The 21,949-nt window shown below is 67.8% G+C and carries 21 protein-coding genes; 3 read left to right on the top strand and 18 right to left on the bottom strand.

The genetic code is table 11. The annotated features are described in order from the left end of the window. Position 1: 1 nt before the first annotated feature. From TBIF_RS05045 to TBIF_RS04960, 18 genes are all read right to left on the bottom strand, one after another. Positions 2–505: a nucleoside deaminase gene (locus tag TBIF_RS05045; RefSeq protein ID WP_024793767.1), complete on the bottom strand. Its 504-nt coding sequence runs from the start codon at positions 503–505 to the stop codon at positions 2–4. A 57-nt stretch (positions 506–562) separates the two neighbouring features. After that, entirely contained in the window at positions 563–967 is a 405-nt protein-coding gene (locus tag TBIF_RS05040) for a TIGR02611 family protein (RefSeq protein ID WP_024793766.1), read from the bottom strand. A gap of 107 nt (positions 968–1,074) precedes the next feature. After that, the gene (locus TBIF_RS05035) at positions 1,075–2,391 is read right to left on the bottom strand and encodes a lipase family protein (RefSeq protein WP_024793765.1); all 1,317 of its coding nucleotides are present in this window, start codon (positions 2,389–2,391) and stop codon (positions 1,075–1,077) included. Between the two features lie 5 nt (positions 2,392–2,396). Further along, the gene (locus tag TBIF_RS05030; RefSeq protein ID WP_024793764.1) at positions 2,397–3,680 is read right to left on the bottom strand and encodes a hypothetical protein; all 1,284 of its coding nucleotides are present in this window, start codon (positions 3,678–3,680) and stop codon (positions 2,397–2,399) included. 254 nt (positions 3,681–3,934) lie between these two features. Next, positions 3,935–5,560: an NADH-quinone oxidoreductase subunit NuoN gene (gene nuoN / locus TBIF_RS05025; protein ID WP_024793763.1), complete on the bottom strand. Its 1,626-nt coding sequence runs from the start codon at positions 5,558–5,560 to the stop codon at positions 3,935–3,937. Then, on the bottom strand, positions 5,557–7,218 hold the full coding sequence (locus tag TBIF_RS05020) for an NADH-quinone oxidoreductase subunit M (RefSeq protein WP_038169854.1): 1,662 nt from the start codon (positions 7,216–7,218) through the stop codon (positions 5,557–5,559). Before TBIF_RS05020 ends, nuoN begins: the two co-directional genes overlap by 4 nt. Continuing rightward, entirely contained in the window at positions 7,218–9,173 is a 1,956-nt protein-coding gene (gene nuoL, locus TBIF_RS05015; protein WP_024793761.1) for an NADH-quinone oxidoreductase subunit L, read from the bottom strand. The genes TBIF_RS05020 and nuoL overlap by 1 nt, the downstream gene beginning before the upstream one ends. 12 nt (positions 9,174–9,185) lie before the next feature. Next, the gene (gene nuoK, locus TBIF_RS05010; RefSeq protein ID WP_024793760.1) at positions 9,186–9,485 is read right to left on the bottom strand and encodes an NADH-quinone oxidoreductase subunit NuoK; all 300 of its coding nucleotides are present in this window, start codon (positions 9,483–9,485) and stop codon (positions 9,186–9,188) included. Further along, the gene (locus TBIF_RS05005) at positions 9,482–10,288 is read right to left on the bottom strand and encodes an NADH-quinone oxidoreductase subunit J (protein ID WP_024793759.1); all 807 of its coding nucleotides are present in this window, start codon (positions 10,286–10,288) and stop codon (positions 9,482–9,484) included. The genes nuoK and TBIF_RS05005 overlap by 4 nt, the downstream gene beginning before the upstream one ends. Continuing rightward, the gene (gene nuoI, locus TBIF_RS05000; RefSeq protein WP_024793758.1) at positions 10,285–10,866 is read right to left on the bottom strand and encodes an NADH-quinone oxidoreductase subunit NuoI; all 582 of its coding nucleotides are present in this window, start codon (positions 10,864–10,866) and stop codon (positions 10,285–10,287) included. The genes TBIF_RS05005 and nuoI overlap by 4 nt, the downstream gene beginning before the upstream one ends. Further along, positions 10,859–12,151, bottom strand: coding sequence for an NADH-quinone oxidoreductase subunit NuoH (gene nuoH / locus TBIF_RS04995; RefSeq protein WP_038169849.1), 1,293 nt, complete (start codon positions 12,149–12,151; stop codon positions 10,859–10,861). The genes nuoI and nuoH overlap by 8 nt, the downstream gene beginning before the upstream one ends. Further along, positions 12,148–14,586, bottom strand: a complete 2,439-nt coding sequence (locus TBIF_RS04990) for an NADH-quinone oxidoreductase subunit G (protein ID WP_024793756.1) — start codon at positions 14,584–14,586, stop codon at positions 12,148–12,150. Before TBIF_RS04990 ends, nuoH begins: the two co-directional genes overlap by 4 nt. After that, a complete protein-coding gene (gene nuoF, locus TBIF_RS24810; RefSeq protein WP_084611543.1) occupies positions 14,583–16,706 on the bottom strand; it encodes an NADH-quinone oxidoreductase subunit NuoF in 2,124 nt (707 codons plus the stop codon). The genes TBIF_RS04990 and nuoF overlap by 4 nt, the downstream gene beginning before the upstream one ends. Further along, complete coding sequence (locus TBIF_RS04980) at positions 16,703–18,019, bottom strand: NADH-quinone oxidoreductase subunit D (protein ID WP_024793754.1); 1,317 nt, start codon at positions 18,017–18,019, stop codon at positions 16,703–16,705. Before TBIF_RS04980 ends, nuoF begins: the two co-directional genes overlap by 4 nt. After that, positions 18,016–18,672: an NADH-quinone oxidoreductase subunit C gene (locus tag TBIF_RS04975; protein WP_051461359.1), complete on the bottom strand. Its 657-nt coding sequence runs from the start codon at positions 18,670–18,672 to the stop codon at positions 18,016–18,018. Before TBIF_RS04975 ends, TBIF_RS04980 begins: the two co-directional genes overlap by 4 nt. Continuing rightward, the gene (locus TBIF_RS04970; protein ID WP_024793752.1) at positions 18,669–19,223 is read right to left on the bottom strand and encodes a NuoB/complex I 20 kDa subunit family protein; all 555 of its coding nucleotides are present in this window, start codon (positions 19,221–19,223) and stop codon (positions 18,669–18,671) included. The genes TBIF_RS04975 and TBIF_RS04970 overlap by 4 nt, the downstream gene beginning before the upstream one ends. 53 nt (positions 19,224–19,276) lie before the next feature. Further along, positions 19,277–19,654, bottom strand: a complete 378-nt coding sequence (locus TBIF_RS04965; protein ID WP_024793751.1) for an NADH-quinone oxidoreductase subunit A — start codon at positions 19,652–19,654, stop codon at positions 19,277–19,279. Between the two features lie 119 nt (positions 19,655–19,773). Further along, positions 19,774–20,178 carry a DNA-binding transcriptional response regulator gene (locus TBIF_RS04960; RefSeq protein ID WP_024793750.1) on the bottom strand — a complete coding sequence of 135 codons (405 nt, stop codon included), beginning with the start codon at positions 20,176–20,178 and terminating at the stop codon, positions 19,774–19,776. Positions 20,179–20,549: 371 nt separating this feature from the next. On the opposite strand from TBIF_RS04960, the gene TBIF_RS04955 reads away from it, so the two are divergent. From TBIF_RS04955 to TBIF_RS04945, 3 genes are read left to right on the top strand one after another with little or no spacing between them, the layout of a single operon-like run. Further along, positions 20,550–20,891 (top strand): ArsR/SmtB family transcription factor, encoded by a 342-nt coding sequence (locus TBIF_RS04955; protein WP_024793749.1) that lies wholly within the window; start codon positions 20,550–20,552, stop codon positions 20,889–20,891. Between the two features lie 12 nt (positions 20,892–20,903). Continuing rightward, positions 20,904–21,401: an SRPBCC domain-containing protein gene (locus tag TBIF_RS04950; protein WP_038169907.1), complete on the top strand. Its 498-nt coding sequence runs from the start codon at positions 20,904–20,906 to the stop codon at positions 21,399–21,401. After that, positions 21,401–21,814: a dihydrofolate reductase family protein gene (locus TBIF_RS04945; RefSeq protein WP_024793747.1), complete on the top strand. Its 414-nt coding sequence runs from the start codon at positions 21,401–21,403 to the stop codon at positions 21,812–21,814. Before TBIF_RS04950 ends, TBIF_RS04945 begins: the two co-directional genes overlap by 1 nt. Positions 21,815–21,949: the final 135 nt, after the last annotated feature.

Below are 21,949 nucleotides of genomic sequence, written 5' to 3'. Positions count from 1 at the left end.
TCTAGGAGGGGCGGTGCCGGCGGATGTGCAGCGCGTGGATCGCGTCCTCGAACTCCGGCACTGGGCCCACCACGATGACGCCCGGCGCGACGGCGTTGATCGGCAGGGTGCTTACCGGCAGCGGCGGCACGCCCAGATCCGCGAGCCAGCCCGCCAGCTGCGCCGACGAGCAGGCGTACACGATGCGCCCGAGGCCCACCCACCCGTGCGCGGCCGCGCACATCGCGCAGTGCTCCCCGGAGGTGAAGACGGTGGCCGCCGCGCGCGCCTCCGGAGCCATGTTCGCCGCCGCCCACCGCGCGAGCTCGAACTCCGGGTGCCGGGTGCTGTCCCCGCCGGCGATCCGATTGCGGTCCTCCGCGAGCACCGTGCCGTCTGCCCCCACCAGCACCGAGCCGAACGGCTCGTCGCCGGCGTCGAGGGCCTGCGCGGCCAACGCCACACAGCGGCGCAGGTGCGCCAACTCGGTGTCCGATAGCGCGAGGGGAGGCGGCGATGCGGTCATGGCTGAAAGCCTATACGCGCCATCGCCACGGGCGGGAGCCATTGCCCGGCGCACCGATCACCCGAACGGGCCGGCCAGCCAATCCTGCTCGAGCCCGAACCAGCCCGCCGCCATACCGACCCCGCCCAGCACCCACAACGTGCCGAGCACCACCGCGCAGGTGAAGACCAGTCCCGCCCCTTGCACCACTTGGCCCTGCTGAAGAAACCAGGCCATGAACGCGTCGTACTTGCCCCGGGCGTATTGCAGCAGCCGCTTGGCCCACGCGAACTCGCTCGCCAGGATCCCCAGGCCCGCGAAGACGATCAGCCAGCCCGGGCCGGGATACGGGATCGTCACGATGCCCACGATCAACACCGCCGCGCCGACGACGCCGACAGCCACCCGGTAGGCGAGGTCTAGCAGGGGCCGCCCGACCAATCGGCCTCGCCAGCGTACAAATGACTCCGCGTGGATTCTCATAATTAGCACCAAGATACCGAAGGACCCGAACCTCCGCGCGCTGAGATTCGGGTCCTTCGGCACCTTGGCACCCCTGCTTGCCGGACCGCTAGGTCAACGGGATCCGATCACCGCAGCGTCGAGTCCAACCAATCGATGGTCTGCATGCCGAACAGGTCGGTGCCCCAGCCATACGCGTCGGTGATGGCCTTCGTCATCGAGCAATCGCTCGGCGCGTATGTCACGTCGGTGCCACCGGACCGGTAGGTGTCGACCAGATCGCGGGAGTCCTGGGCAGGCACCAGGGACATCGGCGAGTCGTCGGCCCCACAGGAGGTGACGAGGACCTTCGCACGCGGCGAGCGCTTGCCCAGTTTGTTGTCGTCGAAGGCGGGCTGGAAGTCCGGGATGTCCGCGGGGCTCTGGCCGTCGATGAACAGCGTGTTCAGCGGGACGAACGGCATCGTGAAGTACGCCGGCGTCTGGCACTGCGTGCGATAGTACGAGGCGATCTCCTTGCCCACCGGCGTCAACTTCTCGTCGATCTTCATCTCCGGGTACCAGGGCTCGAGGCCCAGCAGGTTGGCGAACGCGAAGCCGGAGCCGACCGAGCCGTCCGCAGTCTCCATGAAGTTCTTCTGGTTGATGACCATGCCCTCAAGCACCGCAGACTGCACGTTCAGCTCGGGCGCGTACTCATCCTGGATCTCCGCGGCCACGGCCGCGCCGACGCCGCCGCCAGCGATGCCAAAGATGGCCATCGGCGACTCCTTGCTCAGTCCCGCGTCCTCCACCTGCAGCGCGGCCCGCAGCCCGTCGAGGTTGGACTGGCCGCCGAACTTACCCGCGAACACACCGTGCGGGTTCATGTCGCCGCCGTTGCCGACGTCGCTGATCATCACCGCGTAGCCCTTGTCGAACATCAGGGCCAGCGGGCCCAGTGCCGACCACGACGCACCGTCCATCGGATCCGCGCCGGTCCACTGGTTGCTGGGATGGCAGTAGCCGCCGACGCTGTCGTTGGCCTCCTGATAGCCGATGATCGGCCGCGTCGAGTTGTCCCGGCCATCCCTGGGGATCATCAGGATGCCGGTGCTGATCGCCGGCTTGTCATCCACCCCGCGGGTCACGTACATGACCTTGTAGGCATCGAGGTCGCCTGGCTGGAAGCCGGTGAACATCACCTGGGCGGGCTTGACCTTGATGAGCGTGCCGGGCGCCTCGGCGCCGGTGAGCGCGGGGACCTCGTAGAAGGAGTCGGTCGGCTGCAACGCGTTGAAGATCTCCTCCTGCGTGCCGAACTTGCCGCTCTCGAACGTGCCGATGGTGTAGTCCGTGAACACCTCGTCGAGGCCCGGGGTCCGCACCGGGTCCGCGTGCGCTATGGACTGCGCGCCAAGGACGAGTCCGAGGGCAGCGGCGGTTGCCGTCAAAACCATTGTCATGCGCTTCATTCGAACGTCACTTTCGTTCCCTCTAGTGCGGATTGGAGCATCTGCGGAATATTTCGCAGGGGCCGTGCGCCCTCGAGCTTCTGGTCGTAGGGCTCGCGCAACTCAGCCTCCAGTTGTGGCCAATCGTTCTCCGCCATCGCCTTGTACTTGGGGAGCAGTTCGGCGGAGATGTAGTCCCAGCGCGATTCGAAGACCGACCAGTTCCAGCTGGGCAGCGGGGTGGTGAGGGTGGCGGTGCGGCCATCGGCCAGCTTCGCGCTAATCGTGATCGGCTTATACGAGCGCGGCGGCACCACGCCTGCCACCGAGGGTGAGGCTGCGACCGTCGACATGTACGTGATGGCCTCACCCACGTCGCCCTTGTAGGCGCGGACTCCGTCCCACTGGGTCTTGATGACGTCGCCCTGCTCGCGCCTGAGCAGCACGCCGTTGCCGGCGGCGATGCGGTCCTGATCACCCGACGCGACATCACGCCACGCGTTCATAATTGACTTGTCAAACAATCCGGCCCGTTCCATTTGCTCCAGCGCCGGGAGGCCCTCGGAGACATATGCTTGGTGCATCGGCATCAAGTCCGAAAAAATGTTCTTCTGCATCACCAAGATCTCACCCAGAATATGATGCAGGTCCTCCGGGGTAATGGTCGCGCCCGAGCGTGCGAGAGCCCTTAATCCCTCCGGAAGGAGCTGCACCGCGTCGGGGCCCAAGACAGTGAGTGTCTCGCCGACAATCGCGTTGGCCGTCTGCGCCATTCCTGGGAAATCGTAGATGCCGGCCATCAGCTCGAAGTCGATGAGTCCACCGCCGAAGTCCGCGCCGACGAGCCCGCCCATGCCGGCCCACTGCAATTCAGGATGGTCCAGTTGAAGCCCCACGTAGTAGCTGTAGGAGTCGATGAGGTTCTGCCGGTTCGCCTCGACACCCGCCCGCGGATTCCAGGTCGCCAGGTCGATGCCGGCGGCCTCGGTCACGTCCACCAACCGGTACTGCAGCAGCAGCGCCGCATAGCGGGTGGGCTCGACGCCCTGGCGTTCCGCCGTCGCCAGCAGATCCTTGAGCTGCGCCTTGTCATAGGGCAGCGCGGGGTTCACCCCGCCCGGGCCGTTGACCGCATCGCGGTTGACGAGCGGCAGGTCCAGATATGGGGCCAGATCCGCGGCGGCCGTGGGGGTGGAGTTCGCGACGCCGACTCCCAGCGAGAGCGCGAGCGCGGCGGCAGTGGCCAGCGCGATGGTGCGACCGAATCTGGGACGAGCTGAGCGGCCCGTGGCTCGAGACATCAACTTCACTCCTGCAAGTTGGCAAATATGGGAACGTGGCGATGGCGGCCTGGACGCCTCCCGCTCGGCTGGTTGCCGATGAGGATCATTGCCGTGCACCAGAATTCTCATGTCGCAGAGCTCGCCAACATTGGAACATGTTACACACCCGCTGGTAACCTACTGTCAAGTATCGACATCACTGCAGGTCCAGGCACCACCCAGATGCGTTCGCGAGTGACTCAGGTCATGACAGGCGCTCATTCTCGCCCTATCTAGCTCAGGAACTGCGCCGCCTGGTCCGCCAAGTCCAGCAGGGGTTGCGGCGCGACACCCAGCACCACGGTGACGACCACCCCCACCCCAATCGCGATCATGGTGAGGATCCCTGGCCGGACCACAGTCGGCGGATCGTCGGGTTCCGCCGCGAAGAACATCAGCACGATCACGCGGATGTAGAAGAAGGCGGCAATGCCGCTGCTGACGACGCCGACGATGACCAGGGCCAGCGCATCGGCGGTCAGCGCCGCCTGGAAGACCGCGAACTTAGCGACAAATCCGCTGGTGAGCGGGATGCCGGCGAAGGCGAGGAGCAGCAGCGCGAATACCGTGCCGAGCAGCGGATGCCGGCGGCCCAGCCCAGCCCAGCGTGCCAGGTCGCTCGCCTCCGCCGAGTTGTCCCCCGAGACGTCCCCCGTGCCGTCCGCCCCGACCGACCGCACCAACCCCACCACGCCGAACGCCGCGAGCGCGCTGAAACTGTAGGCCGCCAGATAGAACAGCGTCGAGGACAGGCCCTGGCGACTCAGCGCCACGACTCCGGTGAGGATGAACCCCGCGTGTGAGACGGACGAGTATGCGAGCATCCGCTTCACATCGGTCTGGGTGACCGCGAGGACCGAGCCGATGAGCATCGTGAGGATCGCGACCGCCCACATCATCGGCCGCCAGTCCACATGCAGGCCGGGCAGCGCCACGTAGAACACGCGCAGCAGCGCGCCGAACGCGGCCACCTTCGTCGCCGAGGACATGAAGGCGGTGATCGCGGTGGGCGCGCCCTGATAGACGTCCGGCACCCACGAGTGGAACGGGATTGCCCCGATCTTGAACAGCAGGCCCACCGACAGCAGCCCGGCGCCGATCAGCGCCAGCGGCTTCTCGCCCCCGCCGGCCGCGACAGTGTCCCCGATGCCGGCCAGCGAGACCGTGCCCGAGTATCCGTAGAGCATCGCGATGCCGAAGAGGAAGAAGGCGGAGGAGAACGCGCCGAGCAGGAAGTATTTGAGCGCGGCCTCCTGGGACATCAGCCGGCGATGCCGGGCCAGCGCGCACAGCATATATAGCGGCAGCGAGAGCACCTCCAGAGCGATGAACATGACCAGCAGGTCCCCCGCCGCGGGGAAGAGCAGCATGCCGCCGATGGCGAACATCGCGAGCGGGAACACCTCGGTCTGCGTCAGCCCGGCCAGGTCGGCCAGCCGCTCGTCCGCGCCGCCGGGGATCGTGGACGCCTGCGGGGCGAAGCCGTCGACCGCCCGGCCGCCGGGCCGCACGCCACGCCCCCTGCCGGCGACCTCCCGCACAAGTCCCGCGGTCGGCAGGATTCGCCGTTGGCCGATGAGCATCATCGCCAGCAGGGAGATCAGCACGATGACGCCCTGCAGGAATAGCGCGGGGCCGTCGATGGACACGGAGCCCAGCACCGCGGACTGGTTGGTCCCGGCGAGTGCCACGATGGCGATGAACGCCGCGATCAGTCCGCCGATGCTGAGCACCATCTGGCTGCCGTAACGGGCCCAGCGGGGCAGCGCCGCCTCGACTATGACGCCCGCGATGGCAACCCCGAAGATGATCAGCATCGGAGCCAAAAGCCCGTACTCGACGCTCGGCGTAGTGCTCATTCGTGCTCACCTCCCCCAGTGCCGGGTATGGCCGGCCGCGGATCGTGCAGTTGGAGCGAGCTCAGCGTGTGGCCCACTGCGGGATCGATCACGTCGAGCACCGGTTTGGGGTAGAAGCCCAGAACCACCAGCAGCACCAGGAGTGGGGCGACCACCACAAGTTCTCGGGGCACCAGGTCCCGCAGCCCCTCGTTCCCGGCAGCCAGCGGCCCGGCCATGACCCGCTGGTAGAGCCACAGGATGTACAGCGCGGCCAGCACCAGCGCGATCGTCGAGACCACGGCCGCGACTGGATAGCGCGGATAGGTCCCGATCATCACGAGGAACTCGCTGATAAACGGCGCGAGTCCGGGCAGCGACAGCGTGGCCATGCCGGCGACCAGGAAGGTCCCAGCCATGATCGGCGCCACCTTCTGCACGCCGCCGAACGCGGAGATCGCGCGGGTGCCGCGGCGCGAGACGAGGAACCCGGCGATCAGGAACAGCGCTGCGGTCGAGATGCCGTGGTTGAACATGTACAGCGTGGAGCCGGCCAGCGACTGGCTGGTCAGGGCGAAGATGCCGAGCACGATGAAGCCGAAGTGCGAGATCGAGGTGTACGCGATCAACCGCAGGATATCTGTCTGTCCGATGGCGAGGACCGCGCCGTAGACCACGCCCACCACCGCCAGCGCGATGATCCATGGGGCGAAGGTCTGTGTTGCGCCGGGAAACAGCTCCAGGCAGTACCGCAGCATGGCGAACGTGCCCACCTTGTCCACCACTGCCATCATCAGCACCGCGACGGCTGGGGTGGATCGCTCGGCGGCGTCCGGCAGCCAGGTGTGCAGCGGCCACAGGGGCGCTTTAACGGCGAACGCGAACATAAACCCGAGGAACAGGGCGTTGGCGACGGGCGAGCTGATCACGAGCTGGCCGGAGGAGACGGCGTCGGCGATGGCCCGGAAATCGAACGTGCCGCCGCTGAACGGGCTGTCCTCCCCCGCGGTGACGACGTAGAGCCCGATGACTGCGGCCATCATCATCAGGCCGCCGAAGAGGTTGTACAGCAGGAATTTCACGGCCGCGCCCGCTCGCGCCACCCGCTCACCGGCCCGGCCGAAGCCGCCGATGAGGAAGTACAACGGCACCAGCATGGCCTCGAAGAAGATGTAGAACAACAGGATGTCGAGCGCGGTGAAGGACATCAGCACCATCGACTCGACCATCAGGATCAGCGCGACGTAGATGTGCGCGACGCGCCTGCCCGTGTAGGCGGCAGTCTGGAGGGTCCCGGTTGGGTTGGCCGTCTGGACAGTTCGGACCGCGGCGCCGGGACCTTCGGGCCGGCCGCCCAGTCGGTCGTCGTTCCACCCGGCGAGCAGGAGAAGTGGGACCAGCAGCGCGGTGAGCACCACCAGCACCAGTGCGACGCCGTCGAGGCCCAGCGTGTAGCGGGTGCCGAAGGCGGGGATCCACTCGTGGGATTCGACCAGCTGGAACCGCTCGCCATGGATATCGAAGCGCATCGCCACAATCGCGACCAGGACGAGCACCGCCAGCGACACGACGAGGGCCAGGGTCTTGGCCCATTGCACGCGGGCCGCGGGGACGACCAGCACCAGCACCGCGCCCACCAGTGGCAGCAGCCACAACACGGTCAACCAGGGGAAGTCCATCAGAACCTCCCCAGCAGCATCACGATGAGCACCAGCACGGCGCCGCCGAACATGGCGAGGGCGTAGGAGCGGACGTACCCGGTCTGGAGTCGCCGGAGCAACGAGGAGGACACAATCGTCAACGCGGCGACACCGCGCACAGCGCCGTCGAGGACCTTGTCCTCGACTACCACCATCGACTTCGTCAGCACCTGGCCGGAGCCCATGAACACCGTCTCGTTGAAGGCATCGCCATACAGGTCCCTCCGGGCGGCCGTGGTGAGCGCGGAGGCCGCCGGGGCGACGGCCGGGATCTCCCGCAGCACGTACTGGCGGTAGGCGATGCCCACGCCGACAAGCACGACGGCCAGGGTCAGGATCGTCAACGCCCACACGGGCATCGGCGGCTCTGCGTGGTGGAAGCCCACCACCGGCTCGAGCCAGTCCTGCAGCGAATTGCCGATCGTCAGCAGCCCACCGGCCGCGACCGAGCCGACGGCGAGCGCGATCATCGGGACGGTCATCGAACGGCCGGACTCGTGGGGATCGGGCATCCCGGTCTCACCGGTGATCTCATTGCGCCGCTGCGCCCAGCGGCGCTGTCCGAAGAAGGTCATGAGCATCACGCGGGTCATGTAGAAGGCGGTCAGGCCAGCGCCGAGCAGGGTCGCGACACCAAGCACCGGCCCGGTCAGCCCGGGCTGCGCGAACGCGGCCTCGATGATCTTGTCCTTGGAGAAGAAGCCAGAGAACGGGGGGATGCCGATCAGCGCCAGGTAGCCCAGGCCGAAGGTGACGAACGTGATCGGCATCAGGGTGCGCAGCCCGCCGTAGCGGCGCATGTCCACCTCGTCGTCCATGCCGTGCATCACCGAGCCGGCCCCGAGGAAGAGCCCGGCCTTGAAGAATCCGTGGGTGAGCAGGTGCAGGATGGCGAAGGCGTAGCCGACGGGGCCCAGACCCGCGGCCAGGACCATATAGCCGATCTGGCTCATGGTGGAGGCGGCGAGTGCCTTCTTGATGTCGTCCTTGGCACAGCCGATGATCGCGCCGAACAGCATCGTCACCGCGCCGACGACGATCACCCCGGTACGCGCGCCGGGCGCGAGGTCGAAGATCGTGTTGCTGCGGACGATCAGGTAGACGCCGGCCGTGACCATCGTCGCCGCGTGGATCAGCGCGGAGACGGGCGTGGGGCCTTCCATCGCATCGCCCAGCCAGGATTGCAACGGCACCTGTGCGGATTTGGCGCACGCGGCGAGCAGCAGCATCAGCCCAATGGCGTTGAGGGTGCCCTCGCCTGCACCCGGGGCGCCCGAGAACACATCCGCGAAGGAGACCGACCCAAAAGTCGCGAACATGATCATCATCGCGATGATCAGGCCCATGTCCCCGACGCGGTTGACGACGAAGGCCTTCTTCGCCGCCGTCGCCGCCGTCGGGCGGTACTGCCAGAACCCGATCAGCAGGTACGACGCGAGCCCCACGCCCTCCCAGCCGAGGTAGAGCCCGAGGAAACTGTCGGAGAGCACCAGCACGAGCATCGCGGCGAGGAACAAGTTGAGGTAGCCGAAGAACCGCCGCCGGCCAGGGGCGTCCGGGCCGACGCGCCCCGCGGGGTCCGGGCCGTGCGCCATGTAGCCGATGGAGTAGATGTGGATCAGCGCGCCGACGCCGGTGATCAGCAGGACGAAGCACACCGAGAGCTGGTCGAGCTGGAAACCGAAGTCCACCCGCAGGTCCGCGACGGGCACCCAGCTGAAGAGGCGCACAGCCAGGACCCGGTCCGCGCTATCGCGGCCGAGGAGGTGGATGAACGCGACAAGGCCGAGTCCGAAGCCGCCGATTGCCGCGGCGCTACCGAGCAGATGTCCCCACGCGTCGGCGCGCCGTCCCGTCACGAGCAGGATCAGCGCGCCCGCGAGCGGCAGCGCCGGGATGAGCCACACGATTGCGGCCATTGCCCCTGAGTTCATTTGCGCCGCCCCTCAGTACTTCAGCAGGTGGGAGTCGTCGACCGAGGCCGAGCGTCGGGCACGGAAGATCGTCATGATGATCGCCAGGCCCACAACTACCTCGGCCGCGGCGACCACCATCGTGAAGAACGCGAACACCTGGCCGTCGAGCTCCCCGAGCTTGCGGGAGAACGTGACGAAGGACAGGTTCGCGGCGTTGAGCATGAGCTCGATGCACATGAACACGATCAGCACGTTGCGCCGCAGCAGCACCCCGGCCGCCCCGATCGTGAACAACAGCCCCGACAGGTAGAGGTAGTACTCGGGGTTCATCGCGTCGCCTCCCCGGCTGGGTTGGAGTCCGGCTGCGGGTGCGAGTTGGGCACTGGAGTGGAGTCGTTGACTCCGGTGTGGAAGCCGCTGGCACGGGTCTGGATCGCGCGGCTCACCGAGAGCGACGAATAGGTGCCGTCGGGCAGCAACGCCGGCACGTCGACCGCGTTGTGGCGGGCGTACACCCCGGAGGTGGGCAGCGTGGTGACGCGATCGCCGCCGCGCACCCGATCCTGGGATAGCTCGCGCTGGCCCTTGCGCTTGGTCAGCGGCTCGCGGTGGGCTAGCACCATAGCGCCCACGGTGGCGGTGATCAGCAGTGCCCCGGTGACCTCGAAGGCCCACACGTAGCGGGTGAAGATCAGCTCTGCCAGGCCCTCGACGTTGCCGCCCGCGTTCGCCTCGGCCAAGCCCGTGAACTGCGATCGGGCGACCGCGTTGCCGATGCCCCCGATCAGCAGCGCCCCGAACCCGAGGCCCACGAGCACCGCCGCGACCCGCTGCCCGCGCAGGGTCTCGACGAGAGATTCAGAGGAGTCCAGGCCCACCAGCATCAGCACGAACAAGAACAGCATCATCACCGCGCCGGTGTAGACCACGATCTGCACGACGCCCAGGAACACCGCGTCCTGGACGATGTAGAACACCGCGAGGATGATCATCGTCATCGCCAGGAACAGGGCGGAATAGACGGCTTTGGCGGCGCTGACCACGCCGAGCGCGCCGATCACCGCGAAGGTGCCCAGCACCCAGAACAACGTCGCCTCGCCAGCGGAGGCCTGGACCGCGGCAGCCTCGATCATCGCTCGCCATCCCCTGTCTCCCCGGTCTCATCAGGCTCCGCCGGCTCATCAGGCTGGATCTGGCCGATCACATTGCCGGTGACGTTCCCGAGGTAGTAGTCGGCGTCGGTCATCCCCTCCGCACGCGGATGGGGGGCCGCCGCCATGCCGGGTTCTAGGGGCGCGAGCAGCCGGTCCTTCTCGTAGATCAGATCGTCGCGGTTGTCGGCGACCATCTCGTATTCCTGTGTCATGGTCAGCGCCCGGGTGGGACACGCCTCCACGCACAGCCCGCAGCCGATGCAGCGCAGATAGTTGATCTGGTAGACGCCGCCGTAACGCTCCCCCGGCGAGTACCGCTCCTCGTCCGTGTTGTCCGCGCCCTCGACGAAGATTGCGTCGGCCGGGCACGCCCACGCGCACAACTCGCAGCCGATGCACTTCTCGAGGCCGTCGGGATAGCGGTTGAGCTGGTGCCGGCCGTGGTAGCCCGGGGCCAGCGCCTTCTTCTCCTCCGGGTAGAACTCGGTGTTGGGCTTGGCGAACATTTGCGCGATGGTCACGCCGAACCCCGCGAGGGGGCCGAGGAACTCAGGCACGGTCGGCCTCCTTCGCAGTGGTGGATGGGCGGCGGAACTCCGGTGCCGCCTGCCCTGGCATGGGCGGTACGGGGAAGCCGCCGGCCATGGGGTCGAAGGGCACCCGCCCCGCCCCGGCCTCCTCCGCCGCGCGATCCTCGTCGCGGGCGCGGTCGGCCAGCATCAGCCGCCACACCAGCAACACCACCACGAGGGCGATGACGAGACCGCCGATCACGAGCGCGATAGACCAGTGGTCCTGGCCCTGGTTCCGCAGCGTGCGGAAGGTCGCGACCAGCATCACCCACACCAGCGCCGACGGGATCAGCACCTTCCAACCGAGGTTCATGAACTGGTCGTAGCGCAGCCGCGGCAGGGTGCTGCGCAGCCAGATGAACAAGAACAGGAACATCCACACCTTGATCGTGAACCACAGCACGGGCCACCAGCCGGTGTTCGCGCCCTCCCAGAGGCTCAGCGGCCAGGGCGCGCGCCAGCCGCCGAGGAAGAGCGTCGTCGCCAGCGCGGAGACGGTGATCATATTGATGTACTCGCTCATCATGAACATCGCGAAGCGCAGGGAGGAGTACTCGGTGTGGAAGCCGCCAACCAGCTCGCCCTCCGCCTCAGGCAGGTCGAACGGCGCCCGGTTCGTCTCCCCCACCATCGAAACCGTGTAGATCACGAACGCCGGCAGCAGCAGCACGATGTACCAAAGCTTGTCCTGCGCCTCGATGATGCCGGAGGTGGACATGGTGCCCGCAAGCAGGAACACCGCGGCGAAGGTCAAGCCCATCGCGATCTCGTAGGAGATCACCTGGGCGGTCGAGCGCAGTCCGCCGAGCAGCGGGTAGGTGGAGCCGGACGACCAGCCGGCGAGCACGATGCCGTAGACCCCGATCGAGGCGACCGCCAAGAGATAGAGGACCGCGACGGGGAAGTCGGTCAGCTGCAGCGGGGTCCAATGTCCGAACACCGAGACCGAGGGGCCGAACGGGATCACCGCGAAGGCCATGATCGCGGGCACCAGGGCGATGATCGGCGCCAGCAGGTAGATCGGCTTGTCCGCCGCCGTCGGGATGATGCCTTCCTTCAGCGCCAGCTTGATGCCGTCCATGAGCGTCTGCAGCAGCCCATAGGGGCCGACCCGGTTGGGGCCGACCCGCATCTGCATCCAGGCCATCACCTTGCGCTCGACATAGATCGCGACGACGGTCGTGAGCAGTAGGAACACGAAGATGACCAGGGACTTCGCGAGGATCAGCCACCAGGGGTCCAGGCCGAAGGCGGACAACCCCGGCCTCACTGCGGCTCCTCCGCCACCGCGGTCCGGGCAGGCGAGATGTCGACTACTGCCCCGGGCTCGACGGCCAACTCCTGGCACACGGACGCCCCAGGCGAGTTCATCGGCAGCCACACCACGCGATCGGGCAGGTCCGTCAGCACCAGGGGCAGCGTGATCGCCCCGCGCGCGGAGGCCACCGTCACGAGGTCGCCGTCTGCCACCCCGATCTCGGCGGCAGTCGACTGGCTCAGGCGGACCACCGGAGTGCGCGCGGTCGCGGCCAAGTGCCGCTCGCCATCTTGCAGCCGGCCCGCGTCGAGCAGCATCCGGAAACTCGCCAGCAGCGCCTGACCCCGCGCCGGCAGCGTCGGGGTGGCCGGCTCGACCTGCGGCGGGGTGGGGCGGGCACCGTCCCACGCGGCAAGTCCGGCCAGCTGCTCACGCGCCGCCGCGAGGTTGGGCAGTTCGAGCGCGACGCCCATCTCCTGCGCGAGCAAATCGAGCACCCGCATATCCGCCATCGCCCCGGGCACCGCGATCGCCTCCTCGAACGGCCGCCGGCGACCCTCCCAGTCCAGGAAGGTGCCCGCCTTCGACACCACTGGGGCGACCGGGAACACGACATCGGCGAGATCCGTGACGCTGCTGTGGCGCAGCTCCAGGCTGACGGTGAATGCGGCCGCACGGACGGCCTCGCGCGCAGCCTCCGGATCGGGCAAGTCCTCCAGCTCCACGCCTCCGATCACCAACGCTGTGAGCTCCCCTGCCCGTGCGGCGGCGAGCATCTGGGTGGTGTCGCGGCCCGTGGACTCGGGCAGCGTCGGCGCATTCCACATCGTCGCGGCCTGTCCCCGCGCCTCGGCGTCGGCCACCGGCCGCCCGCCCGGCAGGAGGTTCGGCAGCGCCCCCGCCTCGAGCGCTCCGCGGTCGCCGGCACGGCGGGGCACCCAGCCCAGCTTCGCGCCGGTATCGGCGGCGAGACGTGCGGCGGCGGACAGCGCGCCCGGCATGAGCGCCGCCCTTTCCCCCACCAGGATGATGGCGCCCGGCGCCCGCAGCGCGGCACCCGGCGCGCTGTCGCCCCCCAGGGAGTTGACCACTGCCGCCTCCCCGCCGGGCGCGCTCGCCAGCAGGGTGCCCGACATCTTGGTCAGTCCCTGAGTGGCGAAGGCAGCCACCGAGTAGACCTTGAGCCCCTTCGTCCGCGCCGTCTTACGCAAGCGCAGATAGACGATGGGCGACTCCTCCTCCGGCTCGAGGCCCACCAGCAGCACCGCGGGGGCCGCCGCGAGGTTCTCGTAGGTGACCTCGAAGCGCCGGCCCGCCACCGAGGAGGCGAGGAAGCGCGTCTCCTCCGCGGAGTGCGCGCGGGCCCGGAAGTCGATGTCATTGGTGCCCAGCGCGAGGCGGGCGAACTTCCCGTAGGCATACGCGTCCTCCCAGGTGGAGCGGCCGCCGACGAGCACGCCCGCCTGTGCCTGGGCCAGTCCGCGCGCCGCCACGGCCAGGGCGTGCGGCCAAGAGGCCGGTGCCAGGACGCCATCCGCGCCCCGCACCAGCGGGGTGGCCAGCCGGTCGCGCTCGGTGGCATAGGTGAAGGCGAATCGGCCCTTATCGCAATTCCACTCCTCGTTGACCAGCGGCTCCTCGCCGGCGAGGCGGCGCATCACCTTGCCGCGGCGATGGTCGGTGCGCTGGGCGCAACCGCTCGCGCAGTGCTCGCACATGCTGGGGCTGGACACCAGGTCGAATGGCCGGGCCCGGAAGCGGTAGTCGGCGCTGGTCAGGGCACCTACCGGGCAGATCTGAATGGTGTTGCCGGAGAAATACGACTCGAACGGCTCCTTGGCGTAGATGCCCACCTGCTGTAGCGCGCCGCGCTCGAGCATCTCGATGAACGGGTCGCCCGAGATCTGCTCGGAGAACCGCGTGCAGCGCGCGCACAGCACACACCGCTCGCGGTCGAGGAGAATCTGCGCGGAGATGTTCAGCGGCTTGGGGAAGGTGCGCTTGACGCCCTCGAAACGGGTCTCCGGGCGCCCGTGCGCCATCGCCTGGTTCTGCAGGGGGCACTCGCCGCCCTTATCGCACATCGGGCAGTCCAGCGGATGGTTGATCAGCAGGAACTCCATCACCCCGTGCTGCGCCTTGTCCGCCACGGGCGACGTGTGCTGCGTGCGCACCACCATCCCCTCCGTGACTGTGGTGGTGCAGGAGGTGAGCGGCTTGCGCTGGCCCTCGACGTCCACCAGGCATTGGCGGCACGCGCCCACCGGCTCGAGCAGCGGGTGGTCGCAGAACCGCGGGATCTCGATGCCCATCTGCTCGGCAGCCCGGATCACCAGAGTCCCCTTGGCCACGGTCACCTCGGTCCCATCGATGGTCAAGGTGACCTGGTCGGTGGGCAGCGGCAGGCCGGCCGCGTCCTGGGTTCCCGCGTTCTGTTGTCCGGTCATCGGGCACCTCCGAATATGGTGGCCGCGGCCGGGTCGAACGGGCAGCCGCCGTGCGCGAAGTGGGCCAGGTACTCATCCCTGAAGTATTGGATAGAGGATGTGATGGGGCTGGTCGCGCCGTCGCCGAGCGCGCAGAAAGCACGGCCGAGGATGTTCTCCGAGAGGTCGAGGAGCTTCTCAAGGTCTGCTTCGGTGCCCTGCCCGGCCTCCAGCCGCTCGAGGATCTGCACCAGCCAGAACGTGCCCTCGCGGCAGGGCGTGCATTTGCCGCAGGACTCATGCTTATAGAATTCCGACCAGCGCAGCACGGTGCGCACCACGCAGGTCGTCTCGTCGAAGATCTGCAGCGCCTTGGTGCCGAGCATCGAGCCGGCCGCGGCGACCCCCTCGTAGTCGAGCGGCACATCGAGGTGCTCGGCGGTGAAGATCGGGGTGGACGAGCCCCCGGGCGTCCAGAACTTCAGCTCATGGCCCGCCCGCACTCCGCCGGCGTAGTCCAGGAGTTGGCGCAGGGTGATGCCGAGCGGCGCCTCGTACTGGCCGGGCCGGGTCACGTGCCCGGACAGCGAGTAGATGGTGTACCCGGGGGAGGTCTCCGAGCCCATGGTGCGGAACCAGTCGGGGCCCTCCCGCAGGATCGACGGCACACTGGCGATGGACTCGACGTTGTTGACCACCGTCGGGCACGCGTAGAGGCCCTCGACAGCGGGAAACGGCGGGCGCAGCCGAGGCTGGCCGCGCTTGCCTTCGAGGGAGTCCAGGAGCGCCGTCTCCTCGCCGCAGATATAGGCGCCCGCTCCGGCGTGCACGACGAGTTCGAGGTCGTAGCCCGTGCCGAGGATGTCCTTGCCCAGGTAGCCCGCGCCGTAGGCCTCCGCGACCGCGGCCTGCAGACGGCGCAGCACCGGCACGACCTCCCCGCGCAGGTAGATGAACGCCCGGTCCGCCCGGATCGCGTAGGCGGCGATGATCGCGCCCTCCACGAGGGTGTGCGGGCTGGCCAGCATCAGCGGGATGTCCTTGCAGGTGCCAGGCTCAGACTCGTCGGCGTTGACCACCAGGTAGTGCGGCTTGACGGTGCCGTCCGGCCCTGGCCCCTGCGGGATGAAGGACCATTTTCGGCCCGTCGGGAAGCCGGCGCCGCCGCGGCCGCGCAACCCAGAGTCCTGGACCACCTGGGTGACCTCGTCGGCGCTCATGCCCAGGGCGCGCTCGAGTCCCTGATACCCCTCGCGTTCGCGGTAGCCGGCCAGGGTCCACGGCGCGGGGTCGTCCCAGTGCGCGGTGAGCACCGGGGTCAGCGGCACTGGGCCCGCGGGCTGCTCGCGCGCGGCCCGCAACCCGGCCAAACCCGCCTCGCCCGCGCCGCCACCCGCGACTAGAACGCCGGGCCGCTCGTCGGGGAAGCCCGCCAGCACACGGGACGTCGCCTTGAAGTTGCCGACGAGACCGTCGATCGGCGCGCCCCGGGTGGGGACTGCTGGTTCCCCGGCGCGCAGCGCGTCGACGACGGTCTGTGCCGAGTCGGGAGTCTGGTTGTCGAAGAACTCCCAGTTCACCATCATGACCGGCGCGAAGTCGCAGGCCGCGTTGCATTCGATGTGCTCGAGGGTGATCTTGCCGTCCGCCGTCGTGTCAGCGGTGTCACCTTCGCCGCCAAGCCCGAGGTGGCGGCGCAGCGCGGCGAGGATCTCGTCGCCGCCCATCACCGCGCACAGCGCATTGGTGCACACACCGACGTGGTGCTCGCCCGTCGGATTGCGGCGGTACATCGTGTAGAAGGTGGCGACACCCGAGACCTCGGCGGTCGAGAGCCCGAGCAGCCGCGCGCACAGCTCGACGCCCGCCGGGGTGATGTAGCCATCCTCGGCCTGGACCAGGTGCAGCAGCGGGATCAGTGCGGATCGGGCGGTGCCGACCGGGCGCACGGTGTCATCCTCGGCCGTTTCGCTCTCCTCATACCGGCCGATCACCACTGCGGCGTCGGCCTCCAGCCGCGCTAGCACCTCGGGTGGGTATGACGCCCTGGCTCCGGGCTTGACCAGGCGGTCCGGCTCCTCGGGGCGGCGGCCAAACTCGATCCACACCTTCCCCTCAGCCGACTTGTTGGCGGCGGTCATCGGTCCACCCCGCCCATCACGGGGTCAATGCTCGCCACTGCGGCGATGACGTCCGCGATCATGCCGCCCTCGCACATCGCGGCCACGGCCTGCAGGTTCGCGAACGACGGGTCCCGGAAATGCACTCGGTAGGGACGGGTCCCGCCGTCGCTGACCATGTGCACCCCCAGCTCCCCGCGCGGTGACTCGACCGCCACATATACCTGGCCGGCTGGCACTCGAATGCCCTCGGTCACGAGCTTGAAGTGGTGGATCAGGCCCTCCATCGAGTGGTCCATGATGTTGCGGACGTGCGCCGCGGATTGGCCGATGCCGTCCGACCCGATCTCCAAGTCCGCCGGCCACGCCAACTTTTGGTCCGAAATCATCACCGGGCCGGGCTCGAGCCGGTCCAGGCACTGCTCGACGATCCGCAGCGACTGCGTCATCTCCCGGATCCGGATCAAGTAGCGGGAGTAGCAGTCGTTGCCGTCGGCGGTGACCACGTCGAACTCGTAGCTCTCGTATCCGCAGTACGGCTCAGATTTCCGGAGATCGTGCGGCAGACCTGTCGCGCGCAGCACCGGCCCGGTCATGCCCAGCGCCATACAGCCGGACAGGTCGAGGTAGCCGACGCCCTCGTTGCGGCCCTTCCAGATCGGGTTCTCCGTGAGCAGCAGGTCCAGCTCACGGAGGCGGCCGGGCATGATGTCGAGGAGTTCTCGAACCTTGTCCTCGGAGCCGGCGGGCATGTCCTGGGCCAGTCCGCCGGGCCGGATGTATGCGTGGTTCATCCGCAGGCCGGTGATCGCCTCGAACACATCCAGGACCAGTTCGCGCTCGCGGAAGCCGAAGATCATGGCCGTCGACGCGCCCATCTCCATGCCGCCGGTGCCCAGCGCCACCAGGTGCGACGAGATGCGGTTGAGCTCCATCAGCAGCACGCGAATGACGTTGGCGCGCTCCGGGATATCGTCGGTGATGCCGAGCAGCCGCTCCACGCCCAGGCAGTAGGCGACCTCGTTGAAGAAGGGCGAGAGGTAGTCCATCCGCGTGACAAAGGTGACGCCCTGCGTCCAGTTGCGGTACTCGAGGTTCTTCTCGATTCCCGTGTGCAGGTAGCCGATGCCGCAGCGCGCCTCGGTGACCGTCTCCCCCTCCAGCTCCAGGATCAGGCGCAGCACCCCGTGCGTGGACGGGTGCTGGGGCCCCATGTTCACGACGATGCGCTCCTCCGGGTTCTCCCGCACCGCCGCGACGATCTCATCCCAGTCCTCGCCGCCCGCGACGTAGACGGTCCCCTCCTCGCTGGGCTTCTCGTGACGGCCGCTCATCGGTAGGACCTCCGCTCATCGGGCGGCGGTATTTGCGCGCCCTTATATTCGACGGGGATGCCGCCCAGCGGATAGTCCTTGCGCTGCGGGTGCCCCTCCCAGTCGTCGGGCATCTCGATCCGGGTCAGCGAGCGGTGGCCGTCGAAGATGATGCCGAAGAAGTCGTAGGTCTCTCGCTCGTGCCAGTCGTTCGCCGGGTACACGCGGCACAGCGATGGGATGTGCGGATCCGCGTCGGGGGCTGCGACCTCCAGCCGGACGCGCCGGTTGTGGGTGATCGAGAGCAGCTGGTAGACGGCGTGCAACTCGCGGCCAGTGTCCTCCGGGTAATGCACGCCGCTCACGCCGAGGCACATCTCAAAGCGCAGGTCCGGCTCGTCCCGCAGGCGTTGGGCGACCGCGGGCAGCTGCCCCCGGTGCAGGTGGATGGTCATCTCGCCGTGTAGCACCACGATCTTCTCCACTGCGTCCGCGAAGTCCACGCCATGCTCCGCCAGTGCCGCGGCCAGGTTGTCCGCCAGCTCGTCGAAGTAACCACCAAAGGGCCGGGTTGTGCTGCCCGGCAGCGTGATCGGGCGCACAAGTCGGCCGAATCCCGTGGTGTCCCCGGTGCCGGGCACCCCGAACATCCCACGCTGAGATTGTCCCGTCACCGAAGTTGACCCTTCAGCGAGAACGTGGTCGGCGAACCCAGCGCTGCGGCCTCGGCGGCTGCGACCGCCTCCTCGCGGTTGACGCCCAGCGGCGTCTCCTGGATCTTCTCGTGCAGCATCAAGATCGCGTTCAGCAGCGCCTCCGGCCGGGGCGGGCAGCCCGGCAGGAAGATGTCAACCGGCACGATATGGTCGACGCCCTGCACGATGGCGTAGTTGTTGAACATCCCACCGGTGGACGCGCACACACCCATCGCCAGCACCCACTTGGGCTCCGCCATCTGGTCGTACACCTGCCGCAACACCGGGGCCATCTTCTGGCTGACCCGGCCGGCGACGATCAGCAGGTCGGCCTGCCGCGGCGAGGCCCGGAAGGCCTCCATGCCGAAGCGGGCCAAGTCATAGCGGCCGGCCGCGGTGGCCATCATCTCGATGGCGCAACAGGCGAGGCCGAAGGTCGCGGGCCACAGCGAGCCCTTGCGCGCATAACCAGCCAGCCCCTCGACCGTGGTGAGCAGGAAGCCGCTCGGCAGCTTCTCCTCAAGACCCATTTTCGACTCGCCTTCCACTTCGTGTGTGCCTGCCAGAATGCGCCTACCTCGGCCTACGCCCAGCTCATCCCTCCGCGGCGCCACTCATAGGCGTAGGCGACCGAGACGTTGAAGATGAACAGCGCCATCGCCGCGAACCCGAAGACCCCGAGGGCATCGAAGTGCACAGCCCAGGGATAGAGGAAGACGATCTCGATGTCGAAGATGATGAACAGCATCGCGGTCAGGTAGAACTTGATCGGGATCCGCGGCCCCATGCTGCCGCCGGCCCCGCCCTTCGGCAAGGGTGTCGGGTCAATCCCGCACTCATAGGCGTCTAGCTTTGCCCTGTTTCGCCGGCTCGGACCCACGACCGTCGCGAGGATGACGGAGAGCACCGCGAAGGCCGCCGCGATGGCGCCCAGGACGAGAATCGGCGCGTACACGTTCATCGCAATCCACCGCCCGTCATCGAGATGCCCATCACATTAAGCCTGCTGTGTGATGCACGGCTCACAGTACTCATTTTCGGCAGGCGCGGCGGGGTTTCGACCTAGCCGCCGCCCCGGAATCAGGCGTGGGCAGACGCCCTAATGAGATCTATCACGGTGCGCGCCAAATCAATCGGGTCGACAGGGCGCGACGCTATGGCGTCCGCCCGCGACCAGCTTGCCAGCCAGTCGTCATCACGCCTGGCCGTGAGAACCAGGATCGGCGGGCAGGGGTCGATCTCATCCCGCAACTGCTTCGCGATGCCCATCCCCCCGGCCGGAGACGCCTCCCCATCCAGGATGACCAAGTCGATACCGCCCGCGTCGAGCAGCCGCAGGACCATCGGCGCGGTCGCCACCTCGATGTGCTGGATGGGCGGTAAATCCGGATGCGGCCGCGGCCCCAGCGCCTCGATAACACTGCGGCGCGCGAGCGCGTCACTGCTGTAGACGAGGACGCGAAGTTCGGGCTCAGAAGCGGTCACGGGGCCGATGCTACCGCCAATGTGATGCGCGCCACCCCGCTTCCGTGCACACCTGGCCAGGACCCTCTCCTGGAGGTGGGAGGATAGATCGTCCGACTCGCCGCCCGCTCTAGGAGATAGATCCGTTCAGCGTTGTCTCCGTCGCGGTGATCCTGCTGCGCCGGCGCCAGCCCGACCTCGAACGCGGATTCCGAGTGCCCGGTTCCATCAAGGGCGTGCCGGTCGTCCCCGTCCTCTCGATCGGCGCCTGCCTCTATCTAGTCGCGTGGCGACCGCACGCGGGTGCGCCGGTTACACCGATCAAGACTCTCCCCGCCCCAGTTTGTAAGCGACTCTTGAATCATATTCCGATATGGGCATATGATCATGCTATGGCACGAGCAGCAACGACTTCGGATGTCTTCAACGCGATAGCCGAACCTCGGCGTCGGGAGATTCTCGCCCTGCTGCGAGCAGGCGAGCGGCCGGTGACCGAGCTGGCGCGGGAGCTGGGCCTGCCCCAACCCGGCGCGTCCAAGCACCTGCGAGTGCTCCGGGAGGTCGGGCTTGTGCGGGTTCGCCAGGCGGGCAAGCAGCGCGTGTATGGCCTGGACGCCAGTGGACTGCGAGCGGTTCATGAGTGGACCGGCGGGTTCGAGCAGTTCTGGCAGGAGACCTTTGACCGGCTGGACGCATACGTCCAAGTACTCAAACAGGAAAGAACAGAGGAGTAGATGATGGATTCGATGGGACCTGAAACGTCGACGCAGGCGGACACCACCGACCGCGAGACCGTGATCTCCCGAGTGATCAATGCCCCGCGGAACCTGGTCTTCCAGGCGTTCACCGAGGTGCGGCACCTGGCGCAGTGGTGGGGGCCGAATGGGTTCACCACGACCACGCGGACGTTCGAGTTCCGCGTCGGCGGGGTGTGGGAATTCGTGATGCGTGGGCCGGACGGGACGGACTACGAGGAGTGGATCTCCTGGACTGAGCTAGTCCCGCCAGAGCGGATCGCGATGCTCCACGGCGAGTACCGCGGCGACCCGAATGCGTTCGAGTCGGTCCTCACGTTCACGCCCCACGGGGAGACGACCCGGATCGAGATGCGCACAGTGTTCCCCACCAAGGAACTGCGCGACGAGGCGATCGAGAAGCACGGTGCGATCGAGGGCGGTCAGCAGACCCTGGGCAACCTGGCTGACTACGTTGCGGAGGTCGCACGAAAGGGCACTGAGGACTGATGGCCGGCAAAGCCTTCTTCAGCGTGTCGATGTCGCTCGACGGCTTCATCGCGCCAGAATCCCCCGACGAGCTTATGGGCCAACAGTGGATGGGGTTGCAGCAGTGGGTATTCCCACAGCGGTTCTTCCGCGAGAACCTCAAGCTCGGCGACGGCATCGAGTCCGCGCTTGAGCAGGCGCGCGAGGCTGCTGGCGAGCAAGACGTCCGGGTCCCGGGCGGCGGGGAGACGATTGCGCAGTGTCTCAATGCCGGCTTGATCGACGAGTTCCATGTCGCGCTCTCACCCGTGCTGTTCGGCTCGGGAATCCGCCTGTTCGAGGGTGTCGAACCGGGCCGAGTGGCTCTTGACCTGGTCCGCGCAGAGCCCTCGCCGAGGACGACGCATCTCAGTTACACCGTGTATCCGCGGTAGGCGCGAAGCTCGACCAGGAGGCTGCCGACACTTCCCGAGACCGCGCCGAGGCGGCAACACGATCCGGACGCCCACATCTGTGGTAGAACAAGTTCCAGTCTTCTACCGTGCCGTGACTGCGACCTAAGCCCCTGA

Source organism: Tomitella biformata AHU 1821 (genome assembly GCF_000524475.1).
GTDB classification, from domain to species: domain Bacteria; phylum Actinomycetota; class Actinomycetes; order Mycobacteriales; family Mycobacteriaceae; genus Tomitella; species Tomitella biformata.
The sequence above is the reverse complement of the archived record's forward strand: the minus strand, read 5'-3'. Positions and strand labels throughout refer to the sequence as shown.